We start from the raw sequence: 13,824 nt of genomic DNA on the forward strand, positions 1-13,824 counted from the left end.
TCCGGTCCGGTGATCGAACCAGCAAAAATGCGGAGAATTAAAACCGAGTCCTGGTTACCGATCTCTGACGCGGAAGGGGATGGTGATGAGGCGTCGGCGCAGGGTGGCGCCGCGAGCCACCGCGTGTGCACCGCCGGCCAGGATGCCGGCGGCGCGCTGCAGGTTGTGGGCGATGGCCGCGCACAGTATCCAGGCAGAGTTCGCCCCGAAACGTCCCGAGGGCATGTGGGCCAGGGGTCCGTCGATGAGGTCGGCGAACACGGTTTCGATGATCGCGTGGCGGCGGTGAGTGATGTCAGCGACGTCGACGGGTTCGTCGGTGTCGGTGAAGAACGGGTGATATCGCCAGACCGGGAACAGGGCGTCGGGGTATCGGGCGTCTTTGACCCGGCGCACGATCAACCGTGCCGTGATCGGAGTCTTCGTGGAACTGAAAGCGGTGCAGGTGGTTTCGGCGACTTCGGCATCGGAGATCCAGGCACCGGTGTCGGGATCGCGGCGGGATAGCACACCGGGATCCACGCGGTGTCATTGATGTCGGCGATGGCCGCGACGACTGCGGCGGTCTTGGTCAGCACCAGCGAGAACCGGGCACCGGCGCGGCGGCAGGCGGTGACCACGCTGCTGTTGCCGTAGGCCGAGTCGCCGCGCACCAGGATGCGCCCGGTGACACCGGCGCCGCGGGCGGTGGCGACGGCTTGGGCGATCATGCGGGCCGCGCCTTTGCCCGAGTTGGTCTTGCCCGCCCGCAGTCGTGCTCCGGTGATCACCGGAGCGCAGTGTTCGGTGCTGATGGTGGTCACCAACGGGGAAAGACCCTTGCGCAGGATCTGCTTGCCGGCGATTTTGGTGTGGCCGTAGCTCGCACCTTGTTTGGCCTGGCCGTAGACCGGGCGCAGCAGTGAGTCGATGTCGATGAACACCCGCCCGTCGGCGCCGGGCAACAGATCGACACGCTCGCACAGAGCGCCCACGTGCTCACTGAGCACCGACTCCAGTTGCCGGGCATGGCCGAAGGTGAACTCCCGCAACAAGGTTCCGATGGTCGACGGGGCGTACACCTCGCCGAACAGGGTCTTCATCCCGCCGCTACGAACTACGTCGAGGTCGTCGATGCTGTCCGCGCCGGTGCACATCCCGGCGATCAGCGTGGTCAGCTTCGGCGACGGATTGGCCGCACCGGACTTGACCCGCTCGCAGCTGAACCGAACTTTGTCGGCCAATGACGATGACAGTCCGGTCTGCTCGGCAAGGGCCATCACCGGTACCAGGCCTGCGCACGACACCAGACGCTCATCATCGAAGACCGCCGACGATGCGGCGAACCTATGGGACACTTGCACCGGAAGTGCCTTTCCGAGTTGTGCCGATAAGTGCGTAGAGAACACTCATCATCGCAGCTCAGAGGGCACTTTCCTCATTCCGACACCCCACGACCAGCCAATTCATCGGTGGATCGAGGATAAGAACATCCGACAAGTGGCGCGCGTGGTCTTGCCACGCGCTAGACGTTAGCGACGATTAACATCTTCAGCTATTTGCAGCGGCGACCGTGGCTACTCGTCGTGACAACACTTCCCAAACCCGCGCTCCGCCTCCGGTGTCGTGCCTCAGCGCTGGACGACGCCGCCCTCGACGCCGGTGAATCGCTTGCGCAGCTCGGTCTTGAGGAGCTTGCCGGTGGCGTTGCGGGGCAGCTCGGGAAGGAGGTGCACTTCGCGGGGGCACTTGAAATGCGCCAGCCGTTCGCGGCACCAGGCGATCAGTTCGTCGGCGCTGGGTTCCTGCTCGGCGGCTGGGTCGGCCACCACCACCGCGACGACGCGCTCACCCCACTTGTCGTCCGGACCGCCGACCACCGCGGCGTCGAGCACACCGGGGTGACGGAACAGCACCTGCTCGACCTCGATGGGGTAGACATTTTCCCCGCCCGAGATGATCATGTCCTTCTTGCGGTCGACGAGCGTGATGTAGCCGTCGGCGTCGATCCGGCCGAGGTCGCCGGTGTGGAACCAGCCGCCCCGGAAGGCCTCGGCGGTGGTCGCCGGCTTCATCCAGTACCCGACGAACACGTTGGGTCCGCGCACCAGGAGTTCGCCGACGGTGTCGGCCGGGACGTCCCGGTCGTCGGCGTCCACGATGCGGGCATCGACGTGCATGGCGACCCGGCCGATTGATCCGGCCCGCGTCGTGATGTTGGCGGCGTCCAAGACCGAGACCATGGGTGCAGTCTCGGTCATCCCAAATCCCTCGGTGAAGGGGACGCCACGTTGCTGCATGAAGTCGATGACAGTCAGCGGCATCGGTGCGCCGCCGCCCATGGCCAGACGCAACGCGGAGAGATCGTAGGAGTCGAAGTCGGGCACCTGGGTCAGCGCCGACCACATCGCCGGCACCATGAACTGGACGGTGGCCCGGCTCTCGGCCATCGCCTTGAGCGTGCCCACCGGGTCGAACGACGGCAGGATCACGCTGGTCCCGCCGACGTAGAGCAACGGCAACGTATGTACCCCGAGCCCGCCGATGTGGAACATCGGGGCGACTGCGACAGTCACGTCGCTGCCGGTCAGGCCTTGTTCGGCGCCCAGCACGTTGATGGCGTTCCACAGTAGGTTGTCGTGGGTGAGGATGGCGCCCTTCGGGCGGCCGGTGGTGCCCGAGGTGTACATGATGAACGCGGGGTCGCGGCCCTCGACGTCGCTGTCGAGTGGCGCGGGCGCACCGTCGGAGAGCAGGTCGGTGTAGGGGATCTCGCCGTCGGCCGGGGCGCCCCCGGCCCGGAGGGTGTGGCGGACCCGGACCCCAGGCTCGGTCAGCGCGCTGACCGCCGCCGCTGCTAGCGGCGCGTGGAACACGAACACGTCGGCGCCGGAGTCGGCGAGGATGTAGCCGATCTCCGGGCCGGCGAGCCGGACGTTGATCGGGATGGTGATGGCGCCGATCTTCGCGCAGCCGAGGAGGACCTCCAGGAACTCGACCGAGTTCACCAGCAGTATGGCCACCCGGTCCCCCTTACGGACACCGAGACGCAACAGGCTCGAGGCCACCTGGTTGGTGCGCCGATCGAAGTCGGAGTACGTGAAGCTGGTGTCACCTTGGACGAGCGCTGTGCGCTGCCCGTTGAGGAAGGCCCGTTTGGTGACCCACTGACCGATACCGCGATCCATGTTGATTTGCCTCCTCGGCAGTTTTGGTTGACAAATGCTCGTTAAGGCAGGACCCGGCCCCGGCGGGCGACCGATCACCACTGTCCGTCTTGGTAGACGGAAGCGGACAGGAACGGATGAAGGATGCTCAGTACGATCGTGGCAGGTTGAGGCTGTGCTGTGCCACGTAGTTGAGGATCATCTCTCGGCTGATCGGCGCGGTCCGCATCAGCCGTGCCGGGCCCCAGAGAGTGGCCAGCCCGTACTCGGTGGCCAACCCGTTGCCGCCGTGGGTCTGGATCGCCTGGTCGAGGGCGAGGATGCCCGCCTCGGCCGCAGCGTATTTGGCCATGTTCGACGCCTCCGCGGAACCGGGATCGCCGGCGTCGTGCAATGAGGCCGCCCGCTGGGTCATCAGCCGGGCCAGCTCCAGCTGGATTTTAGCGTGCGCAAGCGGGTGGGACAGGCCCTGGTGGGCTCCGATCGGCACGTCCCAGACCTTGCGCTCGCGCGCGTAGGCAGAGGCCTTGTCCAGCGCGTAGCGGCCGATGCCGTTTCCCAGGGCGGCGCCCATGATGCGTTCGGGGTTGAGGCCCATGAATACCTGACGCAAACCGTCGTTTTCCGCGCCGATCAGGTTCTCGGCCGGCACCCGCACGTCGTCGAAGAACAGCGTGAACTGCTTTTCAGGTGTCACCGCCTGTACCGGGATGAGGGTCTTGGTCAGCCCGGGCGCGTCGGTCGGGACCACGAGCAGGCTCAGCCGTCCGCGTCCGCGGTCGTCGGTCGCGGTGCGGGTGACGACCAGGATGGCCTCCGCCTCGTCGACGCCGGAAATGTAGTACTTGGTGCCGTTGAGTATCCAATCCCCGCCGACGCGCTTGGCGTAGGTGGAGATGTTGTGCGAGTTCGAGCCCGCATCCGGCTCGGTGATCGCGAACGCCATGATGACCTCGCCGCTGGCGATGCCCGGCAGCCAGCGTGCCTTGAGTTCGTCGCTGCCGAAAGCCTGGATGATCGTGCCGCAGATGGTGGGGGAGACCACCGTCATCAGCAGCGGGCAGCCGGCCGCGGCCAGTTCCTCACCGACGATCTGCATGTCGTAGATGCCGCCGCCACCGCCGCCGTACTCCTCGGCGATGTTGATCCCGAGGAACCCCTGTTCCCCGACGGCGTGCCAGAGTTCCGAACTCTTTTCCCCGCCGAGCGACTTGGCCACGTAGTAGTCGTGCCCGAAGTCCTTGGCGATCTCGGACACGGCCTTGCGCAGCGCTCGCCGCTCCTCGGTCTCGTGCAGTTCCATACCGCTCTCCTACTTCGATGTCACCGGCCACCGGGGCCGGTGACGGGTCCGATGGTGCTCAATCCTGATCTGCACCGGCGGCCGCTCCGACCACCGCGAGGGCATCGCCGGTGGACACTTGCTGACCCACCTCGACCGAAAGCTCGGCGACGATCCCGTCGATTGGGCTGACGATGGTGTGTTCCATCTTCATCGCCTCCACCACCACCAGCGCCTGCCCGGCCGTCACGACGTCGCCCGCGGCGACGGGCAGCCGGATCACCGAACCCGGCATAGGCGCCGTCAGCGAGCCCGCCGGCTTTAGCGCGCTCGGGTCCAGGAACCGTGGTACCTGCGTAAACGCAGTGGACCCGGCAGGGCTGTCGACATAGGCAATGTCGGCGTCGAGGACGACGTCGTAGCCGCGCCGCACCCCGCCGGTCTCCAGGACCACCCGGTCCGGCCGCTGCACGAGCACGCTGACGTCTTCGACGGGCTTGCCGTCGACTTCGACCTCGACGCCGTCGCGGAGCAGCGCATAGCCCACCCGACGCTCGCGGCCGTCGGCGGTCAGCCATCCGGTGGACTGCAGTTGGGACGGGTTGTTGCGCCACCCGGCAGGCAGCGTCGGCTGGACGGGGGCCGCCGCGCGGCGTCCCGCGACCTGGGCGAGTGTGGCCGCGATGGCGTGCAAGCCCTCCCCGTCGCGGTCGATGAGGGCTGCGCCGAGGTCGGCCACGTCGTGGCGGTCGAGGAACCCGGTGTCGGTGCCGCGTCCGGCGAACTCGTCGTGGCGCAGAACGCGAACCAGCAGATCCCGGTTGGTGGTGAGTCCGTGGATCCGGGCGCCGGCGAGCGCGGCGGACAGCGCGCCGAGCGCCTCGGCGCGGGTGGGCGCCCAGGCGATCACCTTGGCCAGCATGGCGTCATAGTGGTGGCTGACCACCGAGCCGTCGCGCACGCCGGAGTCCACCCGGACCCCGACGTGGTCGGGGATCTGCATCGTGCGCAGCGTTCCGGTCTGCGGCAGGTAGCCCTTCGTGGGGTCCTCGGCGTAGAGCCGGGCCTCGACCGCGTGGCCGGTGATCCGCGGCTTGCTCACCTCGGCAGGCAGTGGCCGACCCATCGCCACCAGCAACTGCAGGCGCACGAGGTCGAGCCCGGTGACGAGTTCGGTGACCGGGTGCTCGACCTGCAGCCGGGTGTTCATCTCCAGGAAGGCGAACGTCCCGTCGTCATCGCCGCCGTTCGCGTCGAGGACGAACTCGACCGTTCCGGCCCCGACGTAACCCACGGCCTGTGCCGCCGCGACCGCCGCCGCGCCCATCCGGGCGCGCAGGTCGTCGTCGACGACGGGCGAGGGCGCCTCCTCGATGACCTTTTGGTGGCGGCGCTGCACCGAGCACTCCCGCTCGAACAGCGAGACAACCGTGCCGTGCATGTCGGCCAACAGCTGGATCTCAACGTGGCGGGGACGCTGCACGTACCGCTCGAGGAACACCGTGCCGTCCGAGAACGCCGACATCGCCTCGCGCGAGGCCGAGGCCACGGCTCCGTCGAGGTCGTCGGCCGACTCGACAACCCGCATGCCGCGCCCGCCGCCACCCGCGCTCGCCTTGACCAGCAGCGGGTAGCCGATCTCGGCGCCGAGCTTGCGCAGCTTGTCGGGGTCCAGGCCGGTCGCGTCGCCGCCCGGGAGAACCGGCACGCCCGCATCGGCCATCATCGCCTTGGCCGTCAGCTTGGAACCCATCGCGTCGATGGCATCCGGCGGCGGGCCGACGAACACGAGCCCGGCGTCGGCGCAGGCCCGCGCGAAGCCGGCGTTCTCCGACATGAAGCCGTAGCCGGGATGCACGGCGTCGGCGCCGGTGAGGAGGGCGGCGGCGATCACCCGGTCACCGTCGAGGTAGGTCTCCGCCGGCGAGGAACCCGGTAGCCGGACGGCCTCGTCGGCATCGTCCACGTGCCAGGCGTCGGCGTCGGCGTCGGAGTACACGGCGACGGTCGCGATGCCGAGTTCGCGACAGGTGCGAAACACGCGTCGGGCGATCTCTCCCCGGTTGGCCACCAGCAGCTTCTTGATCACGGGCATCGCCATCACATCCGGAACACGCCGTAGCCACGCTGGCCACGGATCTCGCTGTTGTGGACCACGGAAAGGCAGAACCCGAGAACGGTACGGGTGTCGCGCGGGTCGATGATCCCGTCGTCGTAGAGCCTGCCGCTGTTGGCCAGCGCCAACGACTCACGCTCGATCTGGCCCTCGACGGCAGCGCGCATCTGGGCGTCGGCCTCCTCGTCGAACGGGAGCCCCCGGTCGGCGGCCGACTCGCGGGCCACGATCGACAGCACGCCCGCGAGCTGGGCCGGGCCCATGACGGCCGAACGCGAGTTGGGCCAGGTGAACAGGAAGCGGGGAGAGTAGGACCGCCCGCACATCCCGTAATTGCCCGCACCGTAGGACGCGCCCATCACGATCGTCAGGTGTGGGACAGCGCTGTTGGAGACGGCGTTGATCATCTTCGCGCCGTCCTTGATGATGCCACCCTGCTCGTACTCCGCGCCGACCATGTAGCCGGTGGTGTTCTGCAGAAACACCAGTGGCGTGTCGATCTGGTTCGCCAGCTGAATAAACTGGGCGGCCTTCTCCGCCTCCTCGCTGAACAGGATTCCGCGCGCGTTGGCAAGGATCCCTACCGGGTATCCGTGGATCGAGGCCCAACCGGTGACCAGCGAGGTGCCGTATAGCGGCTTGAACTCGTCGAAGGCGGACCCGTCCACGATTCGGGCGATGACATCACGTGGGTCGAAGGGAACCTTCGGGTCCACCGAAGCGATCCCGAGGAGTTGGTCGGGGTCTCGCAGCGGGGGGGTCGGTGGCTGTGTCGGGCCGGGCCCGAGCTTGCGCCAGTTCAGTCTGGCCATGATGCGCCGCCCGATCCGGATGGCGTCCTGCTCGTCCTCGGCCATGTAGTCGGCCAGCCCGGAGGTGCGGGCGTGCATGTCGGCGCCGCCGAGCGACTCGTCGTCGGACACTTCGCCGGTCGCCATCTTCACCAGCGGCGGACCACCGAGGAAGACCTTGGACCGGTTGCGGACCATCACCACGTAATCACACATGCCGGGGATGTACGCGCCGCCTGCCGTCGAGTTACCGAATACCAGCGCCAGTGTCGGCAGGCCCTGCGCGCTGTGCTGGGTGAGGTCGTTGAATAGCTGGCCCCCGGGCACGAAGATCTCGGCCTGCGTGGGCAGGTCCGCCCCGCCCGACTCGACGACGTTGATGATGGGCAGCCGGTTCTCGCGGGCGACTGCCATGCCCCGGAACACTTTTCGGAAGGTGTAGGGGTTCGAGGCTCCGCCGCGCACGGTCGGGTCGTGCGCGATGATCATCGACTCGACGCCTTCGACGATGCCGATGCCGACCACAACGCTGCCGCCCACCGGAAACTTCGTGCCCCACGCCGCGAACGGACAGAGTTCCAGGAAGGCCGTGTCGGGGTCGATGAGCAGCTCGACGCGCTCCCGAGCCAGCATCTTGCCGCGGCTACGGTGCCGGGCGACGTACTTCTCGCCGCCGCCACCGTTGGCCAACGCCAGCTGTTCGGCGAGCGCATGGAGCTGCGCGATGAGTCCCTCGCGATTCTCGAGGTATACCGGCGCGCGGGTGTCGACCCGGTCGGGCAGGACGTCAATCAACTTTCCTCCAGGTGACATCAACGTCGATCTCCTGACACGCTACGTTATCGGTCATTAACATTCGACGACAATGGGGTCGACGTGGCAATCGTGCCGTCCCCGAGTGATCACAGCAGGAGCAACTCACATGAAACAGCCGGATCAGCGGGAAGCGGAGGCGGCCGCAGCCGACCCGTGGATGACGCCCGAGCGCATCTCGTTGCGCAACCTCGCCATGTCGTTCACCCAGAAGGAGATCGTTCCTCACCTGCAAGACTGGGAGGACGCCGGAGAACTCCCTAGAGAACTCCACCGCCGCGCAGCCGCAGCGGGGTTGCTGGGCATCGGGTTCGCGGAAGAGATCGGTGGCTCCGGCGGTGACCTGCGCGACCTGGTGCTGCTCACCGAGGCCGTGATGGAGGCCGGCGGCTCCTCGGGCTTGCTGGCCAGCCTACTTACGCATCACATCGCAGTGCCCCATATGGCCGCGCAGGGCGATCCCGAGCAGATCCGCAGCTTCGTGGTGCCGACCCTGGCCGGGGAGAAGATCGGCAGCCTCGGCATCACCGAACCCGACACCGGTTCTGACGTCGCCGGCATCCGTACTACCGCACGGCGCGACGGCGACCATTACGTGGTCAACGGTGCGAAGCTGTTCATCACCTCGGGTGTCCGCGCCGATTTCGTGACCACCGCCGTGCGTACCGGCGGCCCGGGCCCGTCGGGGATTTCACTGCTCGTGGTGGAGCGTGGCGCCGCGGGTTTCGCGGTCTCGCGGACACTGAAGAAGATGGGCTGGCTGTGCTCCGACACCGCTGAACTCGGATTCAGCGACGTGCGCGTGCCGGTGGTCAATCTGGTTGGCCCCGAAGGCAGCGGATTCCTGCAGATCATGCAACAGTTCCAAGTCGAACGTGCTTTCATCGCCGTCCAGTGCTACGCCACGGCCCAGCGCTGCCTCGACCTGACGCTGGAGTGGGTCAAGCAGCGCGAAACCTTCGGTCGACCGCTATCCACCCGACAGGTGGTGCGGCACAAGATCGTCGACATGGCCACGGCCGTAGACGTTGCCCGTACCTATACCCGCGCCGCCGTGGACCGCATCATCGCGGGTGACACCGACGTGCGGATGGTCTCGATGGCGAAGAACCAGGCCGTGGAAGCCTGTGCGCTTGCCGTCGACACCGCCGTGCAGCTCTACGGTGGCATGGGCTATCTGCGCGAGACCGAGGTCGAACGGCACTATCGCGATTCGCGCATCCTGGGTATCGGGGGCGGCACCACCGAAATCATGAAGGAGATCATCGCCAAGCAGATTGGCCTCTGAGTGAAGCCGCCATTCGACAGCAGGAGCGTCGGCTTGGCAGGTCGACGAGACGGACCTTCCACCGTTTCTAAGGTAAGTCAACGGTGTGTCACGCCCCCTGCGGCCAATGCAGCCTTCGCCACCGGGAAATTGCATCCCGAGTACCAGCTAGCGAGACGTATCAACCACGTAGCGGCGAGCCAGTGTTTCAGCAAGTCTGCTCGTATGTTCGACGATGTCGACTTGACTTACGTCGACGAGTAGTCCTGCGTGCCAGGCGCTGATCAGTTCGACGAAGCCGCCGACCGCTACAAACGTGTCCATGCGCAAGGCCATTTCGTCTGCGTCAGGCTTCAGATGCGGCTTGCTGGCGGCCATGACGAGCTGGGTTGCTTCCTGCAAGGCCACCGCTCGGCGATCTTGCAATGTTGAACTGCCGACGTGCTGTGTCAGCAGGATCTGTGCTCGCCCGGCATCCTGCGCGATGCGGAGAACAACGATCGAGATTGCGGCGCGAATGGTTTCGATCGGTGGTTGACCGACGCGTTCGGCAAATGTTGCCGAAACCTCGCCGAGCATCTCGTCCCGCACGTTGTCCCACGCTGCTACGAGCAACTCATCGCGCGTCTTGAACTCCTCGTAGAAATATCGGTCGTTCAGCGCGGCTCTGGAGCAGACCCCACGCATTGTCACGGCAGCCCATCCGCTTTCCGTCCAGATCTCCGTCGCCGCGTTCACTAGGCGCCGCCGCCGGTCAGCCCGTCGTTCGGCGCCAGTACGCCCGCCCCACCTTGCTGCCTTTGTCCGCACGAATACATCTTGACAAAGGCAGGAGCGCCGCATCAAACTGGTGGCAGGCGACCACAATTGTGTTCGCCGCCACCAGATGGCTGCAGGCCGGCTTGTCTCACAGGTCAGGCGTCGCCGTAATCTGCAAAGGATTCAGTAGTGATGGATATCTTGAGGTGGGACAGACCGCCTCGCCTGAGCCGCCGCGCCAACGCGGTCGTAACGGGAGCGGGCAGCGGAATTGGCCGTGCCTTCGCGGTGGAGCTCGCCCGTAGAGGTGGACGAGTGGTGTGTGCCGACATCGACCCGGTGCGTGCCAAGGAGACGGTCGGGCTCGTCGTCCAAGCCGGCGGCGAGGGGCTCGACATCGCATGCGATGTCACGGACGAAGAGCAGGTCCGCGAACTCGCCGACAGCGCCGAGAAGTGGTTCGGCGCGGCAGCCAGCCTGGTGATCAACAACGCGGGCATCGGAATCGGTGGCAATGTCATCGGCGCGACGCCCAAGCGGGACTGGGAAGCGACACTTTCAGTCAACTTGTGGGGAGTGATTTACGGCTGCGAGATCTTCGTACCGCGACTTCGTGCGAAGGGCAGCGGGGGAATTATCAACGTCGCATCGGCTGCAAGTTTTGGAGCAGCGCCCCGGATGGGTGCCTATAACGTCAGCAAGGCCGGCGTGCTCTCGCTATCCGAGACTTTGGCGGCCGAGCTGAGTGGTACTGGTGTGGCGGTGACTGTACTGTGCCCGACATTTGTCAAGACCAACATCGTCGATAACCCTGGTATTGAGGAGTCGGCCGCCAAGCTGGCAACGAATTTGATGAAGTGGACCGGCGTGTCGGCGGAATCGGTGGCGCGCAAAACGTTGGACGCGAACGATCGCGGTCAGTTGCACGTCCTACCCCAAGTCGACGCGAAGATTCTCTGGTTATTTAAGCGGGCAGTGCCTGCCACGTATACCCGTGCGCTCGGTTTGGTTGAGCGAATCGCGCGCTAAGTCATTCCAGACAAAGACAAAGGAGACTCCAATGGCATTCAAATACAGCGATATGCTCGAGACGATCAAGAATCGGCAGTGGGCGCTGGCCGACATCGATTGGGATGCGCCGGGCGCCGATAAAATCACTGATGAGCAGCGGCCCGAACTGAAGCAGTTCATGGCTGACGTGGTGTGGATAGAACACGTCGGTGCACGCGCGTTCGCCGCCATGGCGCCGAAAGCGCCGTTCGAGGCTCTAGGTGACATCTACCGGTATTTCCATGCCGAGGAGCAGCGGCACGCCAACGCGGAGCTGGCGCTCATGCAGCGGTGGGGGATGCTCGAGGAAGGGGAAATCCCGGTGCCGAACAAGAATATTCGACTGGTCATCGAGTGGATCGACCGATACGCCGAGGCCCTCCCGCTGACGGTGATCGGAGCGGCGATCCCAGCCTTGGAGACTGCGCTCGACGGAGCATTGCTCAAGTTCCTTCTCGACGAGGTGCAGGATCCGCTCTGCGCCGAGGTCTTCAACAAGGTCAACAACGACGAATCGCGGCACTTGGCAGTGGGATTCCAGGTTCTGAACGACCTCGGCGCCAGCCCCATGCGCATTCATGCGACTCAGACGATGGGGGCGCTCATCGACCCGAGAATCCTTCTCGGCGGCGTCCTCTACGTGCCGTTGCTCACCAGGATGTTGACCAATCTCAACGCCATGGGATTGTCGGAGGAGAAGCTCTACAACGCGGTGATGCGGTACGAGAACGTCGGAGATCGTAGTGAGTTCACGCGCCGCGTTCCGGGCTACCACATCTTGAAGGCTCACATGTCCGCCAGCATCAAGCGTTCTCAGCCATTGCATTTCATTTCGCAGCGGCTGGGTACCGCGATCGACCACTTCCCCACCGAGGTGCTCGGTAAGTCACCGACGTGGACAGAAGAGCTGACCTACGAACCGGTGGCCAGATGAGCGACACCACGACCGTCTTGATCGTCGGTGCGGGTTTCGCCGGCCTGGGAACCGCAATCCGGTTGCTACAACAGGGTATCGACGATTTCGTTGTCCTTGAACGTGCCGACGAGGTGGGTGGTACCTGGCGGGACAACACCTATCCCGGCGCGGCGTGCGACATCCCGTCGCTGCTCTATTCCTACGGGTTCGAGCAAAATCCGGACTGGTCCCGCGCGTATTCGGGCAGCGCCGAGATCCTCGGCTACATCAAGACGATGGTGGACAAGTACTCGCTGTCGCGTTTCATCCGGTTCGGAGTGAACGTCACCGGTCTGGAGTTCGACGAGGAAAGCGCACTGTGGACGGCGCAGACAGCTGACGGCTCGCAGTTCACGGCGCGCACCGCAGTGATGGCCAGTGGGCCGCTGGCGAATGCGAGCCTGCCGGACATCCGCGGACTGGACACCTTCGATGGTCACAAGATCCACAGTGCGCGTTGGGATCACGACTACGACATGAGCGACAAACGTGTCGCCGTGATCGGCACCGGAGCCAGCGCTGTTCAGATCATTCCCGAACTGGTGAAGACTGCGCGGTCGGTGAAGGTCTTCCAACGCACCCCCGGCTGGGTCCTCCCTCGGCCCGACTTCTCCCATCCGCAGTGGGCGCGCACGGCGTTTCGTCGAGCGCCTCTCGTGCAGAAAGCCGCACGGCAGGCGTGGTTCTGGGTGCACGAGCTCATGGCCGTCGGCATGGTCTGGGATACCCCGGTCACCACCGGCATCCAGCTGGTGGCGAAGGCGAATTTACGGAGGCAGGTATCGGATACTTGGCTCAGGCGCCAGCTGACGCCGAACTTCCGCGCCGGCTGCAAACGGATGCTGATGAGCAGCGATTACTACCCCGCTCTTCAACGCGACAACTGCAAGCTCATCTCATGGCCGATCGCGACCCTGTCGCCGAATGGCATACGGACCGCAGATGGCATCGAACACGAAGTGGACTGCATCGTCTTTGCCACCGGCTTCGATGTATGCAAGGCCGGCACGCCTTTTCCCATCTGCGCAGCTGGTCGTGAGCTCTCCGACGAGTGGTCCCAGGGCGCCTATGCGTACCGGAGCGTCACCGTTGCGGGCTATCCCAATCTGTTCTTCACCTTCGGTCCGAATTCAGGGCCCGGCCATAACTCGGCCCTCGTGTACATGGAGGCCGAGATCAACTACATCGTCAAAGCCATCGGCGCGATCATCGCGAATGATCTCAGTACGCTCGAGGTCCGCGAAGATCGGCAAAATAATTACCACGGCGAGGTACAGCAGCGGTTGGGAAGTACGACTTGGAATTCGGGTTGCAAGAGCTGGTACCTCACGAATGACGGATACAACGGCACCATGTACCCCGGTTTCGCCACCCAGTTCGTGCGCGCACTGTCCAAGGTCGACATGGGTGATTATGTAACGACCCCGACAACCGCACGAACTGAGCACCACCCAACCGAACACGCCCAAAACGGCTCGAATGTGGCCAAGGTTGCCCAGGGCCGCAAGGCCAAGGTAGCCCAGGGCCGAAAAAGCGCAGGCGCCCTGCCAACGCGGTCTGACGTCAAAGCCGACATCCTGGACGTGGGCGTCGGGAAAGTACCGCCTAAGCGCGCAGCCTCGAGAGTGAGGAAAGACGCTTGAGT

9 protein-coding genes and 1 pseudogene are annotated in these 13,824 nt (G+C 65.3%); 4 read left to right on the top strand and 6 right to left on the bottom strand.

Features of this window, described 5'->3' with window-relative positions; genetic code table 11:
• Positions 1-66: 66 nt before the first annotated feature.
• The 5 genes and pseudogenes from AWB94_RS23525 to AWB94_RS23545 all read right to left on the bottom strand — a co-directional run.
• Positions 67-1,343: pseudogene (locus AWB94_RS23525) on the bottom strand (IS1380 family transposase); the annotation flags it as partial.
• 267 nt (positions 1,344-1,610) lie between these two features.
• Positions 1,611-3,167: an acyl-CoA synthetase gene (locus AWB94_RS23530; RefSeq protein ID WP_062655125.1), complete on the bottom strand. Its 1,557-nt coding sequence runs from the start codon at positions 3,165-3,167 to the stop codon at positions 1,611-1,613.
• Positions 3,168-3,294: 127 nt separating this feature from the next.
• Positions 3,295-4,449, bottom strand: a complete 1,155-nt coding sequence (locus AWB94_RS23535) for an acyl-CoA dehydrogenase family protein (protein ID WP_043985026.1) — start codon at positions 4,447-4,449, stop codon at positions 3,295-3,297.
• A gap of 58 nt (positions 4,450-4,507) precedes the next feature.
• A complete protein-coding gene (locus AWB94_RS23540; protein ID WP_011895456.1) occupies positions 4,508-6,523 on the bottom strand; it encodes an ATP-binding protein in 2,016 nt (671 codons plus the stop codon).
• A 5-nt stretch (positions 6,524-6,528) separates the two neighbouring features.
• The gene (locus tag AWB94_RS23545; protein ID WP_043985027.1) at positions 6,529-8,130 is read right to left on the bottom strand and encodes an acyl-CoA carboxylase subunit beta; all 1,602 of its coding nucleotides are present in this window, start codon (positions 8,128-8,130) and stop codon (positions 6,529-6,531) included.
• 106 nt (positions 8,131-8,236) lie between these two features.
• On the opposite strand from AWB94_RS23545, the gene AWB94_RS23550 reads away from it, so the two are divergent.
• Complete coding sequence (locus tag AWB94_RS23550; RefSeq protein WP_372508921.1) at positions 8,237-9,436, top strand: acyl-CoA dehydrogenase family protein; 1,200 nt, start codon at positions 8,237-8,239, stop codon at positions 9,434-9,436.
• A 147-nt stretch (positions 9,437-9,583) separates the two neighbouring features.
• On the opposite strand, the gene AWB94_RS23555 is transcribed toward AWB94_RS23550, so the two are convergent.
• Complete coding sequence (locus AWB94_RS23555) at positions 9,584-10,225, bottom strand: TetR/AcrR family transcriptional regulator (protein ID WP_105386749.1); 642 nt, start codon at positions 10,223-10,225, stop codon at positions 9,584-9,586.
• A 141-nt stretch (positions 10,226-10,366) separates the two neighbouring features.
• On the opposite strand from AWB94_RS23555, the gene AWB94_RS23560 reads away from it, so the two are divergent.
• The 3 genes from AWB94_RS23560 to AWB94_RS23570 are packed head-to-tail and all read left to right on the top strand — an operon-like array spanning position 10,367 to position 13,822.
• Positions 10,367-11,203, top strand: coding sequence for an SDR family NAD(P)-dependent oxidoreductase (locus tag AWB94_RS23560; protein WP_011895452.1), 837 nt, complete (start codon positions 10,367-10,369; stop codon positions 11,201-11,203).
• A gap of 31 nt (positions 11,204-11,234) precedes the next feature.
• The gene (locus tag AWB94_RS23565; RefSeq protein ID WP_011895451.1) at positions 11,235-12,158 is read left to right on the top strand and encodes a hypothetical protein; all 924 of its coding nucleotides are present in this window, start codon (positions 11,235-11,237) and stop codon (positions 12,156-12,158) included.
• Positions 12,155-13,822 (top strand): flavin-containing monooxygenase, encoded by a 1,668-nt coding sequence (locus AWB94_RS23570; protein WP_062655124.1) that lies wholly within the window; start codon positions 12,155-12,157, stop codon positions 13,820-13,822. Before AWB94_RS23565 ends, AWB94_RS23570 begins: the two co-directional genes overlap by 4 nt.
• Positions 13,823-13,824 lie beyond the last annotated feature (2 nt).

Source organism: Mycolicibacterium canariasense (assembly GCF_002101555.1).
Taxonomy (GTDB): Bacteria; Actinomycetota; Actinomycetes; order Mycobacteriales; family Mycobacteriaceae; genus Mycobacterium; species Mycobacterium canariasense.

Coding starts and splice junctions, on each gene's coding strand:
- AWB94_RS23530 (WP_062655125.1), bottom strand. CDS start 3,167: ATGGATCGCGGTATCGGTCAGTGGGTCACCAAACGGGCCTTCCTCAAC.
- AWB94_RS23540 (WP_011895456.1), bottom strand. CDS start 6,523: ATGCCCGTGATCAAGAAGCTGCTGGTGGCCAACCGGGGAGAGATCGCC.
- AWB94_RS23535 (WP_043985026.1), bottom strand. CDS start 4,449: ATGGAACTGCACGAGACCGAGGAGCGGCGAGCGCTGCGCAAGGCCGTG.
- AWB94_RS23565 (WP_011895451.1), top strand. CDS start 11,235: ATGGCATTCAAATACAGCGATATGCTCGAGACGATCAAGAATCGGCAG.
- AWB94_RS23570 (WP_062655124.1), top strand. CDS start 12,155: ATGAGCGACACCACGACCGTCTTGATCGTCGGTGCGGGTTTCGCCGGC.
- AWB94_RS23560 (WP_011895452.1), top strand. CDS start 10,367: ATGGATATCTTGAGGTGGGACAGACCGCCTCGCCTGAGCCGCCGCGCC.